The organism is Rhodococcus opacus, assembly GCF_012396235.1.
GTDB lineage: Bacteria > Actinomycetota > Actinomycetes > Mycobacteriales > Mycobacteriaceae > Rhodococcus_F > Rhodococcus_F opacus.
In genome coordinates, this window is the sequence record NZ_JAAXPA010000033.1 from 62,919 (window position 1) to 84,204 (window position 21,286).

Consider the following 21,286-nt stretch of genomic DNA (forward strand, 5'->3'; position numbering starts at 1 on the left):
AGGAGGAAGCGACACACATGAGCATCGAAGTCTCGAACGAATCGGGCATGGACGTCTCCGAAGAGGAGCTGATCAGCGTTGCCCGCTTCGTGATCGCGAGGATGGACGTGCACCCCGCGGCCGAGTTGTCGATGGTCCTCGTGGACTCGGCCACCATGGCCGACCTCCACATGCGGTGGATGGACCTGCCCGGTCCCACCGACGTGATGTCGTTCCCGATGGACGAGCTCGAGCCCGGCGGTCGCCCGGACTCGCCCGAACCCGGACCGTCGATGCTCGGTGACATCGTGCTGTGCCCGTCGTTCGCCGCGGACCAGGCCGAGAAGGCCGATCACCCGCTCGCCCACGAACTCGCTCTGCTCACCGTGCACGGTGTGCTCCACCTCCTCGGCTACGACCACGCCGAACCGGAGGAGGAGAAGGAGATGTTCGGGCTGCAGAACCAGTTGCTCGAGGACTGGTACGAGGATCTGCGCAGGGCCGAACGCGACGCCGCACTCGCTGCCCGGGATCAGAAGCTGCTCGGCAAGGCCGGCTTCTTCGACTCACCCGACCAGTAACCGCCACGTGAAGGGTCTTCTGTGAGTAGCGCCATCGCGCTGATCGTCCTCGCGATCGTCCTCGTCCCGCTCGGTGGTGTCTTCGCCGCCGTCGATTCCGCACTCAACACGATCTCGTCCGCGCGCATCGAGGAGATGGCGAAGGAGGATCGCCCCGGCGCCACCCGCGTGCTCCGCATCCTGTCGGATCGCCCCCGCTACGTGAATCTCATGGTGCTGCTGCGCATCCTGTGCGAGATCACGGCGACGGTGGTGCTCGTCGGTGGCCTGTCCGATCTCCTCGAGCCGGTGTGGGCGCTCACGTTCACGGCGATCATCATGGTGCTCGTCGACTACGTGGTGATCGGGGTCGGCCCCCGGACACTGGGCCGCCAGCACGCCTACTCGATCGCGTTGATCACGTCGTTTCCCCTGCAGGTCATCGGAACTCTGCTCGGCCCGATCAGCCGCCTCCTGATCCTGATCGGTAACGCGATCACCCCGGGTAAGGGATTCCGCAACGGCCCCTTCGCCTCCGAGATCGAACTGCGCGAACTCGTCGACATGGCGCAGGAACGCGGCGTGGTGGCCGACGAGGAACGCAGGATGATCCAGTCGGTGTTCGAACTCGGCGACACGTCCGCCCGCGAGGTGATGGTGCCGCGCACCGAGATGGTGTGGATCGAAAACGACAAGAGCGCCGGACAGGCGACGTCGCTGGCTGTCCGCAGCGGACATTCGCGGATCCCCGTGATCGGGGAGAACGTCGACGACGTGCTCGGGGTGGTGTACCTCAAGGATCTCGTGCAGGAGACGTATCACTCGCGCGACGGCGGACGCAGCGTCCGCGTCGCCGACGTGATGCGGCCCGCCGTGTTCGTGCCCGATTCCAAGCCCCTCGACAGCCTGCTCGCCGAGATGCAGCGCGACCGCAACCACATGGCCATCCTGGTGGACGAATACGGCGGGATCGCCGGGCTCGTCACCATCGAGGACGTCATCGAAGAGATCGTCGGTGAGATCGCCGACGAATACGACCAGGACGAGACACCGCCCGTCGAGGATCTCGGCGACGGCATGTACCGGGTCTCCGCGCGCCTGCCGATCGAGGATCTCGGTGAACTGTTCGGCATCGAGGTGGAGAACGACGAGGTCGAAACAGTCGGTGGGCTCATCGGTTACGAACTCGGCAGGGTGCCGCTCCCGGGGTCGGAGGTCGTGTCGCACGGTCTCGTCCTGCGCGGCGAGGGCTCACCCGACGTGCGCGGACGGGTGCGCATCAGCACGGTCTTCGTGCAACGCGCCCCCATCGACGAGGACGACGACAGTGGCGACGGCGACCGGGAGGACGGCGATGACTGAACTGGGCGACGAAGACGCCACACTGGTCGTGCTCGCGCGAGGAGCGTTCGGCCGCACCGGAAGTGGTCAGGGCGCCGCCGTCCGCGATCTCGACGGACGCACCTACGCGGCGGGCGCGGTCGCGCTGGCGGCGTTGTCGCTGACCGCGCTGCAGGCCGCCGTCGCGGCGGCGGTGTCGAGTGGCGCCGAGGGATTCGAGGCCGCAGTCGTGATCGGCGGCAGCCCGGAAGACCCGGGCATCGCCGCCCTACACGAAGTCAGTGCGCAGGCGGCCGTCGTCTTCGCGCGAACCGATGGATCCGTGATCGAGGAGCAACATGAGTAAAACCGAATTCCGTTCCGGATTCGTCTGTTTCGTCGGACGGCCCAACACGGGCAAGTCCACGCTGACCAACGCGCTGGTGGGCAGCAAGATCGCGATCACGTCTTCGCGTCCGCAGACCACCCGCCACACCATCCGCGGCATCGTGCACCGCGACCACGCGCAGCTGATCCTCGTCGACACCCCCGGGCTGCACCGCCCCCGGACGCTCCTCGGCCAGCGCCTCAACGACCTCGTGCGCGACACCTACTCCGAGGTCGACGTGATCTGCCTGTGCATCCCGGCAGACGAGAAGATCGGCCCCGGCGACCGGTGGATCGTGCAGCAGGTCCGTCAGATCGCGCCGAAGACCACGCTCGTCGGCATCGTCACGAAGATCGACAAGGTCAGCAAGGACATGGTCGGGCAGCAGTTGCTGGCCGTGTCCAAGCTCCTCGGTCCCGAGACGGATGTCGTGCCCGTGTCCGCCGCCTCCGGTGAGCAGGTGGAGGTGCTGGTCGACGTCCTCGCGTCGAAGATGGAGGAGGGCCCGGCGTTCTACCCGGACGGCGAGCTCACCGACGAACCCGAAGAGACGCTGATGGCGGAACTCATCCGCGAGGCCGCGCTCGAGGGGCTCGGCGACGAACTGCCGCACTCCCTGGCCGTGGTCATCGAGGAGATCATCCCCCGCGAGGGACGCACCGAGAAGCAGGGCGAACTGCTCGACGTCCACGCCCTGCTCTACGTCGAACGCCCGTCCCAGAAGGGCATCGTGATCGGCAAGGGCGGCGCCCGCCTCCGCGAGGTGGGGACCAAGGCGCGGCTGCAGATCGAGAAGCTGCTCGGCACCAAGATCTTCCTCGAACTGCACGTCAAGGTGGCCAAGGACTGGCAGCGCGACCCGAAACAGCTGGGCCGCCTGGGGTTCTAGGTGGCTGCGCCGCCCGTGCGCGGTTGACGAGCCCTGAGACTCGTCAACCACTCACGGGGCCGGCGGCCCTCAGAAGGAGGAGCACCGACGTCGCGAAGTCCTGATCGCCGTCGCTTCCGGTCGCGAGTCTCCTGAGCTGCAGGCCGGCGATGGTGGCGACGATGGTCGGCGCGACGGACGCCGCGTCCGGGACGCCGAGGGCGGTGAGGATCGTCACCGTCAAATCGTCGTACGCGGCGAAACATTCGGCGGCAGCCTGACGCAGCTCGTGGTCACGTCCCGCCTGGATGTACAGCTCGAACGGGGCGATCCGCTCGGCGGAGAACGCCAGATCCTTCGCGACCTTCCCGGTGAGTGCCGCGGCGTCCTCGAGGCTCAGCCCCTTGTCCCGGTATCCCTCCGCCAGATCGGACAGCCGCTGCGTCTCCTCCGTCACGAACCCGGACAACGCGGCGCGCAACAGGTCGGTCTGCGTGGGGAAGTGGTACGTGATGGAGCCGAGCGACACCCCGGCCTGCGCGGCGATCCGCCGATTGGTCACGCCCGGAATGCCTTCCGTGCCGACGATGTGCAGCGCCGCCGCGAGGATGCGGTCACGGACGTCCGTCGAAGCCATCGGTCACCACCACCTCTCGGGACGTTCCAGGTCCCACCGCAGCACCGACTCGAGCTGGGCCGCGACCGACACCAGCAGCGGCTCGGCACCGTCGTGTCCCATCAGCTGGGCTCCGGTCGGCAGGTTGCCGGACGTGAACCCGGCCGGGACGTTCACGCTGGGCCAGCCCAGCACGTTCCACGGCCACGCGTACGGGCAGACCGCGGTGATCACCTTGTCCGTGGCCCAGGAGCTGATGCCGTCGATCCCCTCGACCCTCGGTGGGGGAGTCGCGGTGGTCGGGGCGAGGACGAGGTCGTACTTGTCGAAGATCGCCCCGACCCGTCGCTGCATCCTCGGCTCGGCGGCGCGGGCGGCGCGTAATGGCGCCCCGCGCAACAGTCGTCCGGTCCGGGCGTTGCCCTTCGTGCGGGGGTCGACGAGTGACGGGTCCGGGACCTTCCGCACCCAGTCGTCGATGCCGACCATCGACCGCGGGAGGAAGCCGAGCCCGAACATGATCCCGTAGTCGGGGTCGTCCACCACGACGCGATGCCCGAGCCTGCGCAGCGCCTCGGCGATCCGCGCGACGCCCTGGCGGACTTCGGGATGCAGTGACGTGGGGGTCGCGGTGAACGGGATCCGCAGCGACAGCGCGATGCGTAGCGGTCCGGGGTCGCGGCCGACGGCGTCGCTGACGGTGACCGGTGCGGGCGTGTGCAGGTCGCCCTCGTGCGGTCCCGATGCGACGTCGAGAAGCAGGGCCGCGTCGGCGACCGTCCGGGCCAGCGGGCCGTTGACGGTGAGGCCGTAGAACGCCTCGGCAGCAGGCCAGGTGGAGATTCGGCCGCGTTGCGGCTTGATCCCGACGAGGTTGGTCCAGGCGGCGGGGATGCGGATGGACCCGGCGCCGTCCGAACCGATCGCCGCGGACACCACACCGGCGGACACGGCCGCCGCGGCGCCGCCGGACGACCCTCCGGGGGTGTGGTCACCGTTCCAGGGATTGCGGGTGTACCCGAAGGCCGATCCGCCGGTGAGCGGCCACTGTCCCAGCTCGGGACTGTTGGTCTTGCCCACGACGACGGCGCCGGCGGCGCGCAGCCTTCGCACCAGCTCGGAGTCGCGCGCCGCGGGCGGGAAGTCGCCCGGGCACCCGAACGCGGTCGGCTCGCCGGCCACGTCGACGTCGTCTTTCACGGCGATCGGGACCCCGAGCAGCGGCAGGCGCTCACCGGCGGCGATCCGGTGGTCGGCCTCGGCGGCTTCGGCCAGTGCCGTGGTCCGGCGGATCACCTTGAACGCGTTGAGTGTCGGCTGGCTCGCGTCGATGCGGTCGAGGGCGGCGCGGGTGGCCGCGACCGACGTCGTGGCGCCGGAGGTCAGCGCCGTCACCTGCTCGACGAGTCCCGGGGCCCGATCCCCGTCGTCGTCGCGCTGCCGTCGATCGTCCAAGTGTTCCGCGCTCATGTCGCCCCTCCCCGTGACTGTTCGTTCGAACGAACAGTATCAGCCGAGATGTCGCCGGACTACCCCGCCGATCGCCTCGGCTGCCCCGCGGGCCCGCGATTCGGGCAGCCGGGCATACCCGCACACCAAGCCCCGCGGTCCGTCCGGGGTGGTGCGGTAGTCGGCGAGGCTCGGGACCGTCACACCGTGGTCCCGCAGCTCAGCCGACAGGGCGACGTCGTCGACGGAACCGGGCAGCGTGAGGACGACGTGGAGACCGGCCTCGATGCCGGCGAGCCCGACACCGCCCGTGTGGACCGCGGACAGTTGGTGCTGCAGTGCCGTGACGAAGGCGGCCCGGCGGGCCGAGTAGGTGCGGGAGGCGCGGGCGAGGTGCCGTGACAGCGCACCCGAGTCGATGAAATGCGCCAGCGCGAGGGCGGTGATCGAGCAGCACGCCTCACCGCTCGCGTCGAGGGCCCGGACGAGTCCCGGCCGCAGCGCCGGAGGGGCGATCACCCACGCCACCCGGATCGAGGGCGTGAGGATCTTCGACGCGGTGCCCACGTACGCCACGCATTCGGACCCGCGGTCGATGCTGCGCAGGGCGGGCAGCGCCGACACGTCGTAGCGGAACTCGCCGTCGTAGTCGTCCTCGATGATCACCGTTCCGGACGCTGCGGCGTCGGCCACGAGCCGGGCCCTGCGGCCCACCGGCATCCGGGCACCCATCGGATACTGATGGGCAGGCGTGCAGTAGGCCGCGGCGTCGGACGCACGCAGCAGCGCGGGGTCGAGGCCGTCGCCGTCCACGGACACGCAGCGCGTCCGCACCCCCGAACCGTCGAGGACGGTGCGGGCCCGGCTGTAGCCGGGCTCCTCGAACACCACGTCCCGGCCGTCGAGTCCTGCGGCGGCAACGAGAGTGCGGAGCGCAGCGCCCACTCCGGGGACGATCACCAGTTCGTCGGGGCGCGCGGCGATCCCCCGGGTGCGGCGTAGATGCGCCGCGAGAGACCGTCGCAACTCCGGGTGTGCGCCGGGGCCCGGGAGGTCCGACGTCACGGCCGCGGCGGCGGCCGACCGCCACGCCCGGCGCCAGTCGACGGTGGAGATCAGGGCGGGATCGGGGTGACCCGGAGTGAGATCCCAGAGCGCCGCCGGCTTCTCGGGGGCGGCGGAGGACGCCCGCTCCGAGGTTCGGGTGATCGTGTGCGAGGCGACGTGGGCGCGAGCCGCCACGTCGGCGCCCGGTGCGATCCGCGTGCCGGAACCGGCGCGGGCGTTCGCGTATCCGGACGAGCAGAGTTCGTCGTAGGCGTCGACCACCGACGCCCGCGCGACCGTCAGGTGTTCGGCCAGCGCCCGCGTGGAGGGCAGTGGGTCGCCGGGCCGCAGGCGACCCACGCGGATCTCGTCGAGGATCGACTCCGCGATGCGGTGCCGAAGCGGCGCGTCGGTGTCGGGGAGCCGCAACGTCAGGTGCAGTTCGGGGCTGATCCGGGGCATGGTCCTGACAATACTGGTCTGCCGATAATGGTGATTGTGGATCTGGATGGGTAATCCACATGGGGTGAGGATGGTCTCGTGGACAAGATCATGAGATACCCGGACCGTGCCCGCACCGAACGAGCGCAACTCGACGCCGTCCTCGACGCCGCCCCGATGGGCACCCTCGCCACCGTCGTCGACGGGCTGCCGTGGGCCGTGCCGATGCTCTACGCCCGCGACGGCGACAGGATCCTGCTGCACGGCTCCACCGGGGCCGGCGCGTTGCGGCAGGTGGCGGCGGGCGCACCGGCGGCGCTGTGCGTCGCGATGCTCGACGGAATCGTCGTCGCGGACACCCTGTTCGACTCGTCCGCCAACTACCGTTCGGCGGTGGTGCGGGGCAACCTCGTCACCCTCGGCGAAGACGAATCCGCCGACGCACTGAACGCGCTGTCGGACGTGCTGATCCCCGGCCGCAGCACGGAGGTCCGGGGGCACCGGCGCAAGGAACTCGCCGCGACACTCGCCCTCGCCCTCCCGATCACGGCGGGCCAGTGGACCGTCAAGGTGCGGGACGCACCACCGGGTGAACCCACCGAAACCAGCAGCGCCTGGGCCGGCGTGGTCCCCGTGCGGTCGGTCGCCGGTGCGCCCGTCCCGGCACCGTGGGTGGCGAGCAACACACCCGTGCCCGCGTCCGTGTCGCGGCTGACCCGGACCGCGTAAGGAAAGCGTCAAGAGCCGTAGGAGCCCCGTAAGCGCTTCGTCAGCGCCGCCTCTTTCGCCGAGATCGCGCGTGATGCTGGCATGACACCCCACAACCGTGGGGTGTCATGCCTGCGCTGAACCGCAGGATCAGTACGAAGAGGGATCCTCACATGGCCGATGTGGCCTACGTCGCGCTCGTCCTCGGCGGATTCGCCTGTTGCGCGCTCGTTCTCCGTGCCCTGCAGACCGGACGCGTGAAATGACGGGCGCCGGAATACTCGCGGTCGCGCTCGTCGCGATCGCCGCCGCGCTCGTCGTGTACCTCCTGATCGCGCTCATCGACCCGGAGCGGTTCTGATGACGCCTGCCCTGGCGGCCGGACTGCAGGTCGCTTTCGTCCTCGCGGTACTCGCGGTCGCGTACGTGCCGGTGGGCGACTACATGGCGCGCGTGTACGAATCACGCCGTCACCTTCGCGTCGAATCCGTGCTGTACCGCCTGTGCCGCATCAACCCCCACACCGAGCAGACCTGGTACGGCTACGCGGGCAGCGTGCTGGGATTCTCGGCGGCGAGTGCGCTGTTCCTCTACTCCCTGCAGCGCATCCAGGGAGTGCTGCCGCTGTCCGGCGACCTCTCCGGGGCCAGCCCCGCCGTCGCCTTCAACACCGCCGTGTCGTTCGTGACGAACACCAACTGGCAGTCGTATGCGCCCGAAACCACAATGAGCAACCTGACCCAGCCGGTCGGGCTCGCCGTGCAGAACTTCGTGTCCGCAGCGGTGGGCATGGCCGTCGCAGTGGCGCTGATCCGCGGGTTCGTCCGGGTGTCGCGCGGCGGTGAGATCGGCAACTTCTGGGTGGACCTCACCCGCGGCAGCCTGCGCATTCTGCTGCCGCTCTCCTTCGTGATCGCACTGATCCTGCTGAGCCAGGGCGTGATTCAGTCCTTCCACCCGGGCTTCGCGTCCACCGGTCTGGACGGCAACTCCGTCACCAACGCGCTCGCACCCGTCGCCTCACAGGAAGCGATCAAGGAACTCGGCACCAACGGCGGCGGGATCCTCGCCGCCAACTCGGCGCATCCGTTCGAGAACCCGACGCCGGTCAGCAACATCGTCGAGATCCTCGCGATCCTGCTGATCCCGGTCTCCCTCACCCGCACGTTCGGCACTATGGTCGGCGATCGCAAGCAGGGGCTGACCCTGCTCGCCGTGATGGGAATCCTGTGGGGATCGCTCCTCGCGGTCACGCTCGCGGCGGAGTCGGGTCGGCGCGGCGTCGCCGCCACCGCCGCGGGCGCGATGATGGAAGGCAAGGAGGTTCGTTTCGGAATTCCCGGTACGGCACTGTTCGCCGTGAGCACCACCGGAACGTCCACGGGCGCGGTGAATTCGGCGCACGACAGCCTGTCGCCACTCGGCGGCGGAGCCGTTCTGCTCAACATTCTGCTCGGTGAGATCGCGCCCGGCGGTGTCGGCACCGGGCTCTACGGAATCCTCGTCCTCGCCCTGATCGCCGTCTTCGTCGGCGGACTCCTCGTCGGCCGCACACCCGAATACCTGGGCAAGAAGCTGCGGCAGCGGGAGATCACGCTCGCCGCCCTGTCCGTGCTGGTGATGCCGGCGCTGGTCCTGATCGGCACCGGGATCACCGTGATCCTGTCCTCGACCACCGGCTACCAGGGCAACAGCGGCGACCCCGGAAGTCCCGGATCCATCCACGGGTTCTCGGAAGTGCTGTACGCGTTCGCGTCGGCCTCGAACAACAACGGCAGTGCGTTCGGCGGGCTGACGGTGACGAGCGACTGGTTCCAGACCGCCCTGGGCCTGTGCATGCTGTTCGGCCGGTTCCTGCCGATCATCTTCGTCCTCGCGCTCGCCGGATCCCTGGCGTCGCAGAAGAAGACCGCCGCGGGCGCCGGAACCCTGCCGACGGCGGGCCCGATGTTCACCGGGCTCCTCACCGGCACCGTCGTGCTCGTCGCGGCGTTGACATTCTTCCCGGCCCTCGCGCTGGGACCGATCGCGGAGGCTCTGCAATGAGTGTGAACGTGACCAGTCGTCCGGAAACCGGGGCGGCGACCATGACGCCCGAGGCCGGCCACGACCCGGCGCCCATGAAGGCGGGAATCTTCAGCCCCGCTCAGCTGGTGACGGCGCTACCGGGCGCCCTGCGCAAACTCGACCCCCGGCACCTCGCCCGCAACCCGGTGATGTTCGTGGTGTTCGTCGGTTCCGTCGTCACCACCGTCATGGCCGTCGCCGACCCGTCGGTGTTCTCCTGGGCTGTCGTCGCCTGGTTGTGGTTCACCGTGTTGTTCGCGAATCTGGCCGAGTCGGTCGCGGAGGGGCGGGGCAAGGCGCAGGCGGCGAGCCTGCGGAAGGTGAAGCAGGACACGGTCGCCCACCGGATCACGGTGAGCGGCCGGGTGGAGTCGGTGGCGGGTACCGAACTCACCGTCGGCGACCGGGTCGTCGTCGAGGCGGGTGAGGTGATACCCGGCGACGGCGACGTCGTCGACGGCATCGCGACCGTGGACGAGTCGGCCGTCACCGGCGAATCGGCGCCCGTCGTCCGCGAATCCGGCGGCGATCGGTGTGCCGTCACCGGTGGCACGACCGTGCTCTCCGACCGGATCGTCGTCCGCATCACCGCGGCCCCCGGACAGTCGTTCGTGGACCGGATGATCGCCCTCGTGGAGGGGGCGGCGCGGCAGAAGACGCCGAACGAGATCGCGCTGAACATCCTGCTGGCGTCGCTGACGATCATCTTCCTGCTGGCCGTCGTCGCGATCGGTCCGATGGGCCTGTACGCGGGCCAGGAGCAGGATCCGATCAAGCTGATCGCGCTGCTGGTGTGCCTGATCCCCACCACGATCGGGGCCCTGCTGTCGGCCATCGGCATCGCCGGGATGGACCGGCTGGTGCAGCGGAACGTCCTGGCGATGTCGGGGCGGGCGGTGGAGGCCGCCGGCGACATCGACACACTGCTGATGGACAAGACCGGCACCATCACGTTCGGTAACCGGCAGGCCACGGCCTTGCATCCCGCACCGGGGGTTTCCGCGATCGAGTTGGCCACGGCCGCACGGTTGTCCAGCCTCGCGGACGGCACCCCCGAGGGTCGCAGCATCGTGGACCTGTGCGCCCGCGACTTCGGGCTGGACCCGGCACCGTCCGAGGTGGAGAGAGCAGCGGAGTTCGTGCCGTTCACGGCGCAGACCCGGATGAGCGGACTCGACATCGACGGTGCCCGGATCCGCAAGGGCGCGAGCGACGCCGTGCTGACCTGGGTGCAGGCGCACGGCGGGCGCGCGGCGCCCGCGGTCACCGACAGCGTGAACCAGATCGCGCAGTCCGGGGGAACGCCGTTGGTGGTCGCCACCGTCCGCGGAGACGCGGCGACCGTCCTCGGCGTGATCGCGCTGTCGGACGTGGTGAAACCGGGCATCGCCGAGAGGTTCGCGGAACTGCGGGCCATGGGGATTCGCACGGTGATGATCACCGGCGACAACCCGTTGACGGCGAAGGCCATCGCGGCCGAGGCCGGAGTCGACGACTTCATGGCCGAGGCGACACCCGAGGACAAGCTCGCGCTGATCCGCAAAGAACAGGAGGGCGGCCGGCTCGTCGCGATGACCGGGGACGGCACCAACGACGCTCCGGCGCTGGCCCAGGCGGATGTCGGGGTGGCGATGAACACCGGCACGTCGGCGGCGAAGGAAGCCGGGAACATGGTGGATCTCGATTCGGATCCCACCAAGCTCATCGAGGTGGTCGAGATCGGCAAGCAACTGCTCATCACGCGCGGTGCGCTCACCACGTTCTCGCTCGCCAACGACCTGGCCAAATACTTCGCGATTCTCCCCGCCCTGTTCAGCGGCATCTATCCGCAGCTGGACACGCTGAACATCATGCGGCTGGCCACCCCGGAATCGGCCATCCTGTCGGCGGTGATCTTCAACGCCGTGGTGATCGTCGCGCTGATCCCGTTGTCGCTGAAAGGCGTTCGCTACCGTCCGGCGTCCGCGTCGACGCTGCTGGGCCGCAACCTGCTGATCTACGGCCTCGGCGGTGTGATTACGCCGTTCGCCGGTATCTGGCTCATCGACCTCGTCGTTCGTCTCATTCCCGGAATTGGGTGATCCCGCATGCGATTTCTCATCGGCCTGCTCCGGCAGACCTGGGCCGGACTACTCGTCCTGCTCGCACTCACAGCAGTCCTCGGTGTGCTCTATCCCGCCGCAGTGTGGGGGGTGAGCAGGATCGGCGCCGGAGCGGCCGAGGGGTCTGCGGTGCGCGACAGCACCGGCTGCGTCGTCGGGAGCCGGTGGGTCGGTGTCGACCCGCAGGTGCCGGCGGGGGAGCCGGATCCGTTATTCCACAACCGGGTCACCGGGTCGGTGGCCGATCAGGATCCGTTCGCGCCGGGAGACCCCGCTACCGCCCTGCCCACCAATCAGGGGCCGAGCAGCGAGATCCTGGCGACGTTCATCGCCGACCGGCGGGCGGCGATCGCCACCCGGGAAGGGGTGGACCCCGCCGAGGTACCGGCGGACGCGGTCACCGGTTCCGGCTCGGGCATCGACCCGCACATCAGCCCCGCGTATGCGGCGTTGCAGGTGCCGAGGGTGGCGGCGGAGAACGGCCTCAGCGAAACCCGGGTCCGGCAACTCGTCGACGAGAACACCGAGGGAAGGCAACTCGGCTTCCTCGGTGAGGAACGGGTGAACGTCCTCGGACTGAACCTGGCCCTCGGACTGACCGCTCCTGAGTGCACGGCCCCGACCGCTGGTGGATGATGGCGAGGTGAGCGGTACCGGAACCGACGGCGAGCGCCGGGACATCGAACGCCGACGCGGTGAACTGCGCATCTATCTCGGTGCCGCACCGGGCGTCGGCAAGACGTTCGCGATGCTCGGTGAGGCGCACCGCCGCCGGGAGCGGGGGTGCGACGTGGTCGCGGCCGTGGTGGAGACCCACGGCCGCGACCGCACGGCGGCGCAGCTCGGCGACCTCGAACTGATTCCGCCCAAGCTGATCGCCTACCGGGGCACGCTCGGCCGGGAACTCGATGTCGAGGCCGTACTGGCCCGCAGGCCGGCGCTGGTCCTCGTCGACGAGCTCGCGCACACGAACACGCCGGGCAGTGTCCACGAAAAGCGCTGGCAGGACGTGGAGATACTCCTCGCCGCGGGGATCGACGTCCTCTCGACGCTCAACGTCCAGCACCTCGAAAGCCTCAACGACGTGGTCCAGCGGATCACCGGCGTGGTGCAGCAGGAAACGGTTCCCGACGAGGTGGTGCGCGCCGCCACCCAGGTCGAATTGGTCGACATCACGCCGGAGGCTTTGCGCCGCAGGCTGTCCCACGGAAATATCTATGCCGCGGACAAAGTCGACGCGGCCCTGAGCAACTACTTCCGGAAAGGGAATCTCACCGCACTCCGCGAACTCGCGCTGCTGTGGGTGGCCGACCAGGTGGATGCCGCACTCGCGAAATATCGTGCGGAGAACAAGATCACCGACACGTGGGAGGCCCGGGAACGGGTGGTGGTCGCGGTGACGGGCGGACCGGAATCGGAGACGCTGGTTCGCCGCGCCGGCCGGATCGCGTCGAGATCCAGCGCCGAACTGATCGTCGTGCACGTGGTGCGCGGCGACGGCCTCGCAGGTGTCTCGGCCCCGGAGATGGGCAAGGTACGGACCCTCGCCGCGAATATCGGCGCGAGTCTGCACAGCGTCGTCGGCGACGACGTCCCGACCACTTTGCTCGACTTCGCCCGGACCGCGAACGCCACACAACTGGTGCTGGGCACGTCGAGACGCTCACGGTGGGCGCGGATCTTCGACGAGGGCATCGGCGCAAGCGTGGTGCAACAGTCCGGGTCGATCGACGTGCACATGGTGACGCACGGCGAATCCCACCGCCCGAGGCGCTTGTCGCCGGTGGGATCCCGTTCGCGCACGGCGATCGCCTGGATCGCCGCGGTCCTCGTACCGACCGTGGCCACGCTGGTGATGAGTGCCGTCGACCGTCGGCTCGGATTGGTCGGCGAGGGGGCCCTGTTCTTCATCGTGGTGCTGCTCGTCTCGCTGCTCGGCGGTGTCGCCCCCGCCGCGTTCTCCGCGCTGATCTCGGGTCTGTTCCTCAACTACTTCTTCACGCCGCCGGTGCGGAGCTTCACCATCGCCGAACCGGACAACTTCATCACCACGGTCGTGCTGCTCGTGGTGGCCGTCGCCGTCGCGGTCCTGGTCGACGCGGCCGCCAAGCGGTCGCGGGAAGCCCGCCGGGCGTCGCAGGAAGCCGAGTTGCTGGCACTGTTCGCCGGATCGGTGCTGCGCGGCGCCGACCTCGACACCCTGCTCGAGAAGGTGCGCGAGACCTACAGCCAGGATTCGGTCAGCGTGCTGCACCGGGACCGCGGTCCGGTGGGGTCCGTCGGGCCGCACCCACCGGTGAGCGTCGACGACGCCGACACCGTCTGCGAGGTGGGGGAAGGGGAATACGCGCTCGCCCTGCGCGGCAGCGAACTGCACGCCCGGGACCGTCGCGTGCTGCTCGCTGTCGCCAACCAGGCGGTGGGCATGATCCGCCAGACCGAACTCGCGCAGGAGGCGGGTCAGGCGCAGGCGCTGGCCGAGGCCGACCGGTTGCGGCGGTCGCTGCTGTCCGCCGTCAGCCACGACCTCCGGACCCCGCTGGCCGCGGTCAAGGCCGCCGCGTCCAGTCTGCGCAGCGACGACGTCGACTTCTCCCCGGAGGACACCGCCGAACTGCTCGCGACCATCGAGGAATCGGCCGACGTGCTGACCTCTCTCGTCGGCAACCTGCTCGACTCCTCCCGTCTCGCGGCGGGAGTGGTGACCCCGGCGCTGCGGCCGGTGTACCTCGACGAGGTGGTGCACCGGGCGCTGGTGGGTCTGGGAATCGGCGGCCGGACCGGGACCAGGGCCCGGGAAAGGGTGGAAGTCGACGTCGGAACGGTCACGGCGATGGCGGATTCGGGCCTGCTCGAGCGGGTGCTCGCCAATCTGATCGACAACGCACTCCGCTACGGTGAGGATTCCGTGATCCGGGTCGGTGCCGCGGCGGTGGGAGACCGCGCCGTCATCACCGTCGCCGACACGGGGCCGGGAATTCCGCGTGGGCGGGCAGACGAGTTGTTCGCCCCGTTCCAGCGGCTGGGGGACCGCGACACGACCACGGGAGTCGGGCTCGGGCTCTCCGTCGTCCGCGGATTCGTCGACGCGATGGGCGGGACCATCAGCGCCACCGACACCCCCGGCGGTGGTCTGACGATGGTGGTGGAGCTGGCCGGGGCGGGAGGGGAGCATTCATGACGAGAGTTCTCGTCGTCGACGACGAACCGCAGATTCTCCGCGCCCTGCGGATCAATCTGAGCGTGCGCGGGTACGACGTGGTGACGGCCGCGTCCGGTGCGGCCGCCCTGCGCGCCGCGGCCGAGCGGCCGCCGGACGTGATCGTGCTCGACCTCGGGCTACCCGACATGGACGGCACCGAGGTGCTGGCCGGCCTCCGCGGATGGTGCCCCGCACCGGTGATCGTCCTGTCGGCGCGGACGGATTCCGCCGACAAGGTCGAAGCCCTCGACGCCGGCGCCGACGACTACGTCACCAAGCCGTTCGGGATGGACGAGTTCCTGGCCCGGGTGCGTGCGGCCGCCCGCCGGGCGACGACGGTCGTCGACACGAGTGAACCTGTGGTGGAGACGGATTCGTTCACGGTCGATCTGGCGGCGAAGACGGTGCGGCGGGCGGGGGCCGAGGTGCACCTGACACCGACCGAGTGGGGAATGCTCGAGATGCTGGTGCGCAACAAGGGCAAGCTGGTGGGACAGAAGGAACTGCTGCGGGAGGTGTGGGGGCCGGCGTACGCCACCGAGACCCACTATCTGCGGGTGTATCTGGCGCAGCTGAGGCGCAAACTCGAGGACGACCCGTCCCATCCGCGTCACCTCATCACCGAGGCCGGGATGGGGTACCGGTTCCAGATGTGACTGGGCGTTGTGATCCTGCTCACGACCGATGATTCCGGCCGGCTCCGGGAGTCCTACCTTCGACCGCAGCATCACACTCGACCGGAGGAGCCACGAATGCCCGCACCGAAGACCCCGCAACCACTCGCGCACACCTTCACGGCGCCGATCCAGAAGGACGGGGCGTTCGCGACGTACGTGACCGTGCCGGACTCCGCCGAACTTCTCGGAACGCGGCGGCCGGTGAAGGTCGGCGGGACCATCGACGGCCACCCGTTCAATGCGACCCTGATGCCCTCGGGTGAAGGTCCGCACTGGCTTCCCCTGAAGATCGCACTGTGCACGCTGATCGGTAAGGACGGTGCCGGGGAGGAGGTGACGGTGCACCTCGAGCAGCGTTTCAGGTGACGCCGGGCGGCGTCCGGGTTTGATCCGGGGAGAGTGGGGTACGGATCACCCGGAAGCGGTCTGCGTTTCCGAACGGGTTTCGAGGTGTGTCGTGCCGATGTGGCCGCGGTTGTCGGGGTGGCTCCCCACTCTGGGGGTCGTGGTGCTCGTCGCCGCGTGCGGAGCGAGCGACGACGGCGGCACGAGCGAAAATTTCGCCGGCACCGTCGACATCGGCGGGGGTAGGCACATCCATCTCGAGTGTGCGGGCACAGGCGCACCGACCGTCGTGTTCGTGTCCGGTCTCCGGTTCGGTGCCGATCAGTGGACGACGACGGCCGATCCGGCGAGCACCTCGGCCTTCGACGGGGTCGCCGAGTTCACCCGAGTCTGCTCGTACGACCGGCCGGGAGTCGTGCTGGGCGACGACGCATTGAGCCGCAGCGACCCGGTTCCGCAGCCGATCACCACCACGGACGCGGTCGCCGACCTCCAGTCGCTGCTGGGCGCCACCGGCGAGGCCGGCCCCGGCCCCTACGTGCTGGCCGCCCACTCCTACGGCGGTCAGATCGCGAGACTCTTCGCCGGCACCCATCCCGACGAGGTGGCGGGCATGGTGCTGATCGACGCGCAGTCGGAGGAGTTGCAGACACTCCTGCCGCCGGAGCAGTTCGAGGAGTTCCTGCGGCTCAACACCCCGCAGCAGGACAGTCTCGACGAGTACCCGGACCTCGAGCGTGTCGACTTCGTCCGCAGCTTCGACGAGATCCGCGCCGCCGAACCGATCCGGCCCCAGCCGCTCGTCGTCCTCTCCGCCGACCGTTCGGTGGCGCCGCAGATCGCGGAGGGCATTGCGAACGGAAGCCTCCCCGCCGACATCGATCCCGGCTACGGCCCGGCCCTCGACGCCGTGCAGCCGAAGGCGCAGGCGGATCTGGCACAACTCGTCCCGGGTGCCACGCATGTCACGAACACGAACAGCGGCCACAACATCAACATCGAGCAGCCGCAACTCGTCATCGACGGAGTCCGCGACGTCGTCGACGCCGTGCGCGACGGGCGCACCGAGCCCTGACCGTCGCACGCGGCTCGGCCTGCGGAATGTGGTCGCCTCGACGTGGGAGACTGGACCGGTGAGGTTGTATCGAGACAATGCGGTGGTCCTGCGCCAGCACAAGCTGGGCGAGGCCGACCGTATCGTCACACTCCTCACCCGGCAGCACGGTCTGGTGCGCGCGGTCGCCAAGGGGGTGCGCCGCACGAAGTCCAAGTTCGGTGCCCGGCTCGAGCCGTTCGCGCACATCGACGTGCAGCTCTACCCCGGCCGCAACCTCGACATCGTCACCCAGGTCCAGACGGTCGACGCATTCGCGACCGACATCGTCGACGACTACTCCCGGTACACCACGGCGTGCGCGATCCTCGAGACCGCCGAGCGTCTCGCCGGTGAGGAACGGGCTCCGGCGCCGCAACTGCATCGCCTGACGGTCGGGGCGCTGCGGGCCGTCGCCGAGCACAACCGCCCGTGCGAGCTGATCCTCGACGCCTTCCTGTTGCGGGCCATGGGTTTTGCGGGATGGGCTCCCGCCCTCGACGACTGCGCGCGGTGCAGCGCCCCCGGACCGCACCGGGCATTCCACGTGGCCGCCGGGGGAGCGGTGTGCGTCCATTGCCGGCCGCCGGGCGCCGCCACGCCGTCACCGGGTGTCCTCGACCTGATGGATGCGCTGATCCGCGGCGACTGGGCGAGCACGGAGGACGTGCCCGAGTCGTTGCGGGGGCAGGCCAGCGGTCTGGTCGCGGCGCACCTGCAGTGGCACCTCGAACGGCAACTCCGCACTCTCCCGCTGATCGAACGCGCACGACCGCATGCGGCGGTAGGGGTGGAGAATTCGGTCAGGCAGGATGGGGACCGTGATTCGACGACGCGAACCTCGAGCCCCGCATGATTCCGGGGCCGAGCGCCAGATCCGGCTGCCGGACCCGCACCCCTCGGGTGCTCGCCCGCCGGGCCTGCAATCCGAACTCGTGCCCCGGCACATCGCGCTGGTGATGGACGGCAACGGCCGCTGGGCGCAGGAGCGGGGACTGCCCCGGACCGCGGGCCACGAACGCGGCGAGGCCGTGTTGATGGACGCCGTCTGCGGGTGCATCGAGATGGGCGTCGAATGGTTGTCGGCCTACGCGTTCTCCACCGAGAACTGGAAGCGCAGCCCCGAGGAGGTCCGCTTCCTGATGGGCTTCAACCGCGACGTGATCCGCCGTCGCCGCGACGAGATGCACGAGATGGGAGTGCGTGTGCGGTGGGCGGGCCGCCGGCCCAAGCTGTGGCGCAGCGTCATCAAGGAACTCGAGATCGCCGAGGAGCTCACGAAGCACAACACGGTCATGAACCTCACCATGTGCGTCAACTACGGCGGGCGCGCGGAAATCGCGGACGCGGCGAAGGAGATCGGCAGGCGGGTCGCGGCGGGGCAACTCGACCCGGAGAAGATCACCGAGGCGACCGTGGCCCGGTACCTCGACGAGCCGGACATGCCGGACGTCGACCTGTTCCTCCGGCCGTCCGGCGAGCAGCGCACGTCCAACTTCCTGATCTGGCAGTCGGCCTACGCCGAGATGGTGTATCAGGAGAAGCTGTTTCCCGATTTCGACCGCCGGGACCTGTGGGCGGCGTGTGTCGAGTACGCGTCGCGTGACCGTCGGTTCGGTGGGGTGAAATGACCGTCGACGGGGCGCCCGCGCTGCTGGCGCGCGCGGCGGACGCGCTCGAGCACTTCGCCACCGTCACCCGGGCGGAGGACGGTTCGCTGAGTTTCGAGTACGCCGGGGCGCTGTGCTCGATCAGTGCGATGACCCTCACCGAGGGCCTCGACGTGCTGTCGATGACGTGCGTGCTGGCCTGGGATCGTCCGGTCAGCGCGTCGCTGCACAAGAAGGTCGCGGAACGGAACAGCGCACTGCAGTTCGGTTCGATCGCGGTGTTCGCTCACGGCCGGCTCGCGGACGTCATCCTGCGCTACACGTTCCCCGCCGCCGGGCTCGAGGACGAGGCACTGACCACGATGCTGCTTCTCGTGCTCAGCGGCGCGGACACCGCCCGGCAGGGGCTGATCCCCTGACGCTCACTGCGTCGCGGTGCAGTCCTTGCAGAGGCCGAAGATCTCGATGGTGTGGCTGACGTCGGAGAAGCCGTGGGCGTCGGCGATCGACTGCGACCACTGCTCGACGGTCGGTCCCTCGACCTCGACGGTGTAGCCGCAGGCACGGCAGACCAGGTGATGGTGATGTCCGGACGAGCAGCGCCGGTACACGGATTCACCGGTGTCGGTGCGCAGGACGTCGACCGTTCCGGCGTCGGCGAGAGTCTGCAAGGTGCGGTAGACGGTGGTCAGCCCGATGCCCTCGCCGCGCTTGCGGAGTTCGTCGTGCAGTTCCTGCGCCGACCGGAACTCCTCGATGTCGTCGAGGAGCGCGGAGATGGCGCTGCGCTGCTTGGTAGCGCGTACTCCCACGACGACGGGTTTGCGCTGGCCGGTGTTCTGGGTCAAGGCTTCTGTCCTTCCTCGGCGTGCGCGACGGCGTCCACGACGATGTGGGCGAGGTGGTCGTCCACCAGGCGGTAGAGGACCTCACGTCCCGTGCGTTCGCCGCGGACGACGCCCGCGGCCTTGAGCACGCGAAGATGCTGGCTGATCAGTGGCTGGGTGACTCCGAGTGCCCCGACGAGTTCGTGCACGCACCGTTCCGATTCGCGGAGCTGGAGGACGATCGCGATCCGGACGGGGGCCGCGAGGGCGCGCAGGATGTCGCCGGCCGCCGCAAGGGTCTCCTTCGACGGCACGGGAGCGGGCGCCGCCGCCTCGAACGGATGCAGATCCCCGGGATCGATGACGCTCACCAGTGATCTCCTTCGGTGTGCCGGACAATGGACGGGACCGTGGCCGCGAGGCCGTCGGCCCGGGAGGATCACCCTCACCTTATTGCAAATCGATTCCATTTTGATATGCACGAATACGCATGTCAACCGGGTGGGTGAACCGACCGCGGTCGGGCAGATAGGCTGGGCTCCGAAAAGCGCACGTGAACCATGCATCTATTACCCAGATGGAGAGCACCCGAGTGGCACCGAAGTCCAAAGTCGAAACCGTCGTCAATCTCGCCAAGCGTCGTGGCCTGGTCTACCCGTGCGGTGAGATCTACGGAGGCACGAAGTCGGCCTGGGACTACGGCCCCTTGGGCGTCGAGCTCAAGGAGAACATCAAGAAGCAGTGGTGGCGCAACATGGTCACCAGCCGCGAGGACGTCGTCGGCCTCGACTCCTCGGTCATCCTGCCCCGCGAGGTGTGGGTGGCGTCCGGTCACGTCGGCGTGTTCAACGACCCGCTGGTCGAGTGCCTCAACTGTCACAAGCGCCACCGTCAGGACCACCTGCAGGAGGCCTACGCGGAGAAGAAGGGCCTCGACAACCCGGACGACGTCCCGATGGACGTCGTGGCCTGTCCCGACTGCGGCACGGTCGGTCAGTGGACCGAGCCCCGCGACTTCAACATGATGCTCAAGACGTACCTCGGCCCGGTCGAGAGCGAAGAGGGCATGCACTACCTCCGCCCGGAGACCGCGCAGGGCATCTTCGTGAACTTCGCGAACGTGCTCACCACGTCGCGCAAGAAGCCGCCGTTCGGTATCGGCCAGATCGGCAAGAGCTTCCGCAACGAGATCACGCCTGGAAACTTCATCTTCCGCACCCGCGAGTTCGAGCAGATGGAGATGGAATTCTTCGTCAAGCCCGGCGAGGACGAAGAGTGGCACCAGTACTGGATCGACTACCGCATGGACTGGTACACCGGGCTCGGCATCAACAAGGACAACCTGCGCCTGTACGAGCACGCCCAGGACAAGCTGTCGCACTACTCCAAGCGCACCGTCGACATCGAGTACCGCTTCCACTTCCAGGGCAGCGAGTGGGGCGAGCTCGAAGGTGTGGCCAACCGCACCGACTTCGACCTGTCGACCCACTCGAAGCACTCCGGCACCGATCTCAACTACTACGACCAGGCCACCGGTGAGCGCTACACGCCGTACGTCATCGAGCCGGCAGCCGGTCTCACGCGGTCGCTGATGGCGTTCCTCGTCGACGCGTACACCGAGGACGAGGCGCCGAACGCGAAGGGCGGCGTCGACAAGCGCACCGTGCTGCGTCTGGACCGTCGTCTCGCCCCGGTGAAGGCCGCGGTGCTGCCGCTGTCGCGTAACGCGGACCTGACGCCGAAGGCCAAGGATCTCGCCGCGACGCTCCGCCAGCACTGGAACGTCGAGTTCGACGACGCCGGCGCGATCGGCCGCCGCTACCGCCGTCAGGACGAGATCGGCACACCGTTCTGCATCACCGTGGACTTCGACACGCTCGAGGACCACGCCGTGACCGTGCGTGAGCGTGACTCCATGGCTCAGGAGCGGGTCGCGCTCGACCAGGTCGAGGGTTACCTGGCGCAGCGCCTCATCGGTTCCTGATCC

General features: G+C 69.0%; 22 protein-coding genes. 17 read left to right on the plus strand and 5 right to left on the minus strand.

All coding sequences use genetic code 11. From position 1 onward, the window contains the following. The first annotated feature begins 17 nt into the window (after positions 1-17). Genes ybeY through era form a run of 4 tightly spaced genes read left to right on the plus strand, consistent with a single transcriptional unit; the run spans position 18 to position 3,136 of the window. Positions 18-560 carry an rRNA maturation RNase YbeY gene (ybeY, locus tag HGB39_RS31900; RefSeq protein ID WP_005247928.1) on the plus strand — a complete coding sequence of 181 codons (543 nt, stop codon included), beginning with the start codon at positions 18-20 and terminating at the stop codon, positions 558-560. 21 nt (positions 561-581) lie between these two features. Then, entirely contained in the window at positions 582-1,901 is a 1,320-nt protein-coding gene (locus HGB39_RS31905) for a hemolysin family protein (RefSeq protein ID WP_005569892.1), read from the plus strand. Beyond that, positions 1,894-2,226, plus strand: a complete 333-nt coding sequence (locus HGB39_RS31910; protein WP_043791452.1) for a cytidine deaminase-like protein — start codon at positions 1,894-1,896, stop codon at positions 2,224-2,226. The genes HGB39_RS31905 and HGB39_RS31910 overlap by 8 nt, the downstream gene beginning before the upstream one ends. After that, positions 2,219-3,136: a GTPase Era gene (gene era / locus HGB39_RS31915; RefSeq protein WP_005247923.1), complete on the plus strand. Its 918-nt coding sequence runs from the start codon at positions 2,219-2,221 to the stop codon at positions 3,134-3,136. The genes HGB39_RS31910 and era overlap by 8 nt, the downstream gene beginning before the upstream one ends. Positions 3,137-3,179: 43 nt before the next feature. On the opposite strand, the gene HGB39_RS31920 is transcribed toward era, so the two are convergent. From HGB39_RS31920 to pdxR, 3 genes are read right to left on the minus strand one after another with little or no spacing between them, the layout of a single operon-like run. Next, entirely contained in the window at positions 3,180-3,752 is a 573-nt protein-coding gene (locus HGB39_RS31920) for a TetR/AcrR family transcriptional regulator (protein WP_005261232.1), read from the minus strand. A gap of 3 nt (positions 3,753-3,755) precedes the next feature. Further along, positions 3,756-5,201, minus strand: a complete 1,446-nt coding sequence (locus tag HGB39_RS31925) for an amidase (protein ID WP_005569894.1) — start codon at positions 5,199-5,201, stop codon at positions 3,756-3,758. A gap of 39 nt (positions 5,202-5,240) precedes the next feature. Then, a complete protein-coding gene (pdxR, locus tag HGB39_RS31930) occupies positions 5,241-6,689 on the minus strand; it encodes a MocR-like pyridoxine biosynthesis transcription factor PdxR (protein WP_064080897.1) in 1,449 nt (482 codons plus the stop codon). A 78-nt stretch (positions 6,690-6,767) separates the two neighbouring features. On the opposite strand from pdxR, the gene HGB39_RS31935 reads away from it, so the two are divergent. The 12 genes from HGB39_RS31935 (at position 6,768) to HGB39_RS31990 (ending at position 18,891) form a co-directional block, all read left to right on the plus strand. Next, a complete protein-coding gene (locus tag HGB39_RS31935; protein WP_005561974.1) occupies positions 6,768-7,397 on the plus strand; it encodes a pyridoxamine 5'-phosphate oxidase family protein in 630 nt (209 codons plus the stop codon). Positions 7,398-7,638: 241 nt separating this feature from the next. Further along, on the plus strand, positions 7,639-7,737 hold the full coding sequence (locus tag HGB39_RS31940; protein WP_005561976.1) for a potassium-transporting ATPase subunit F: 99 nt from the start codon (positions 7,639-7,641) through the stop codon (positions 7,735-7,737). Beyond that, positions 7,737-9,422 carry a potassium-transporting ATPase subunit KdpA gene (gene kdpA / locus HGB39_RS31945; protein ID WP_005561978.1) on the plus strand — a complete coding sequence of 562 codons (1,686 nt, stop codon included), beginning with the start codon at positions 7,737-7,739 and terminating at the stop codon, positions 9,420-9,422. Before HGB39_RS31940 ends, kdpA begins: the two co-directional genes overlap by 1 nt. Further along, positions 9,419-11,524, plus strand: coding sequence for a potassium-transporting ATPase subunit KdpB (kdpB, locus tag HGB39_RS31950; protein ID WP_005561979.1), 2,106 nt, complete (start codon positions 9,419-9,421; stop codon positions 11,522-11,524). Before kdpA ends, kdpB begins: the two co-directional genes overlap by 4 nt. Before the next feature lie 6 nt (positions 11,525-11,530). Beyond that, positions 11,531-12,181 (plus strand): potassium-transporting ATPase subunit C, encoded by a 651-nt coding sequence (locus HGB39_RS31955; protein ID WP_005561981.1) that lies wholly within the window; start codon positions 11,531-11,533, stop codon positions 12,179-12,181. A gap of 7 nt (positions 12,182-12,188) precedes the next feature. Next, the gene (locus HGB39_RS31960; protein WP_005561983.1) at positions 12,189-14,726 is read left to right on the plus strand and encodes a DUF4118 domain-containing protein; all 2,538 of its coding nucleotides are present in this window, start codon (positions 12,189-12,191) and stop codon (positions 14,724-14,726) included. Continuing rightward, positions 14,723-15,403: a response regulator gene (locus HGB39_RS31965; RefSeq protein ID WP_054248442.1), complete on the plus strand. Its 681-nt coding sequence runs from the start codon at positions 14,723-14,725 to the stop codon at positions 15,401-15,403. The genes HGB39_RS31960 and HGB39_RS31965 overlap by 4 nt, the downstream gene beginning before the upstream one ends. A gap of 96 nt (positions 15,404-15,499) precedes the next feature. Beyond that, entirely contained in the window at positions 15,500-15,790 is a 291-nt protein-coding gene (locus HGB39_RS31970) for a DUF1905 domain-containing protein (protein WP_043790025.1), read from the plus strand. A 97-nt stretch (positions 15,791-15,887) separates the two neighbouring features. After that, entirely contained in the window at positions 15,888-16,844 is a 957-nt protein-coding gene (locus HGB39_RS31975; RefSeq protein WP_005567068.1) for an alpha/beta fold hydrolase, read from the plus strand. A 58-nt stretch (positions 16,845-16,902) separates the two neighbouring features. Beyond that, positions 16,903-17,718, plus strand: coding sequence for a DNA repair protein RecO (gene recO, locus HGB39_RS31980; RefSeq protein ID WP_043790027.1), 816 nt, complete (start codon positions 16,903-16,905; stop codon positions 17,716-17,718). Next, complete coding sequence (locus HGB39_RS31985) at positions 17,684-18,493, plus strand: isoprenyl transferase (protein ID WP_064080898.1); 810 nt, start codon at positions 17,684-17,686, stop codon at positions 18,491-18,493. Before recO ends, HGB39_RS31985 begins: the two co-directional genes overlap by 35 nt. Beyond that, positions 18,490-18,891, plus strand: a complete 402-nt coding sequence (locus HGB39_RS31990; protein WP_005574845.1) for a hypothetical protein — start codon at positions 18,490-18,492, stop codon at positions 18,889-18,891. Before HGB39_RS31985 ends, HGB39_RS31990 begins: the two co-directional genes overlap by 4 nt. A gap of 3 nt (positions 18,892-18,894) precedes the next feature. On the opposite strand, the gene HGB39_RS31995 is transcribed toward HGB39_RS31990, so the two are convergent. Continuing rightward, complete coding sequence (locus HGB39_RS31995) at positions 18,895-19,320, minus strand: Fur family transcriptional regulator (protein ID WP_005247888.1); 426 nt, start codon at positions 19,318-19,320, stop codon at positions 18,895-18,897. Then, positions 19,317-19,670: an ArsR/SmtB family transcription factor gene (locus HGB39_RS32000; RefSeq protein ID WP_005574847.1), complete on the minus strand. Its 354-nt coding sequence runs from the start codon at positions 19,668-19,670 to the stop codon at positions 19,317-19,319. Before HGB39_RS32000 ends, HGB39_RS31995 begins: the two co-directional genes overlap by 4 nt. Before the next feature lie 221 nt (positions 19,671-19,891). Here HGB39_RS32000 and HGB39_RS32005 point away from each other — a divergent pair, with 221 nt between their 5' ends. After that, positions 19,892-21,283 carry a glycine--tRNA ligase gene (locus HGB39_RS32005; protein ID WP_005571613.1) on the plus strand — a complete coding sequence of 464 codons (1,392 nt, stop codon included), beginning with the start codon at positions 19,892-19,894 and terminating at the stop codon, positions 21,281-21,283. Positions 21,284-21,286 lie beyond the last annotated feature (3 nt).

Coding starts and splice junctions, on each gene's coding strand:
- ybeY (WP_005247928.1), top strand. CDS start 18: ATGAGCATCGAAGTCTCGAACGAATCGGGCATGGACGTCTCCGAAGAG.
- HGB39_RS31910 (WP_043791452.1), top strand. CDS start 1,894: ATGACTGAACTGGGCGACGAAGACGCCACACTGGTCGTGCTCGCGCGA.
- era (WP_005247923.1), top strand. CDS start 2,219: ATGAGTAAAACCGAATTCCGTTCCGGATTCGTCTGTTTCGTCGGACGG.
- HGB39_RS31920 (WP_005261232.1), bottom strand. CDS start 3,752: ATGGCTTCGACGGACGTCCGTGACCGCATCCTCGCGGCGGCGCTGCAC.
- HGB39_RS31925 (WP_005569894.1), bottom strand. CDS start 5,201: ATGAGCGCGGAACACTTGGACGATCGACGGCAGCGCGACGACGACGGG.
- pdxR (WP_064080897.1), bottom strand. CDS start 6,689: ATGCCCCGGATCAGCCCCGAACTGCACCTGACGTTGCGGCTCCCCGAC.
- HGB39_RS31940 (WP_005561976.1), top strand. CDS start 7,639: ATGACGGGCGCCGGAATACTCGCGGTCGCGCTCGTCGCGATCGCCGCC.
- kdpA (WP_005561978.1), top strand. CDS start 7,737: ATGACGCCTGCCCTGGCGGCCGGACTGCAGGTCGCTTTCGTCCTCGCG.
- kdpB (WP_005561979.1), top strand. CDS start 9,419: ATGAGTGTGAACGTGACCAGTCGTCCGGAAACCGGGGCGGCGACCATG.
- HGB39_RS31955 (WP_005561981.1), top strand. CDS start 11,531: ATGCGATTTCTCATCGGCCTGCTCCGGCAGACCTGGGCCGGACTACTC.
- HGB39_RS31965 (WP_054248442.1), top strand. CDS start 14,723: ATGACGAGAGTTCTCGTCGTCGACGACGAACCGCAGATTCTCCGCGCC.
- HGB39_RS31970 (WP_043790025.1), top strand. CDS start 15,500: ATGCCCGCACCGAAGACCCCGCAACCACTCGCGCACACCTTCACGGCG.
- HGB39_RS31975 (WP_005567068.1), top strand. CDS start 15,888: ATGTGGCCGCGGTTGTCGGGGTGGCTCCCCACTCTGGGGGTCGTGGTG.
- HGB39_RS31990 (WP_005574845.1), top strand. CDS start 18,490: ATGACCGTCGACGGGGCGCCCGCGCTGCTGGCGCGCGCGGCGGACGCG.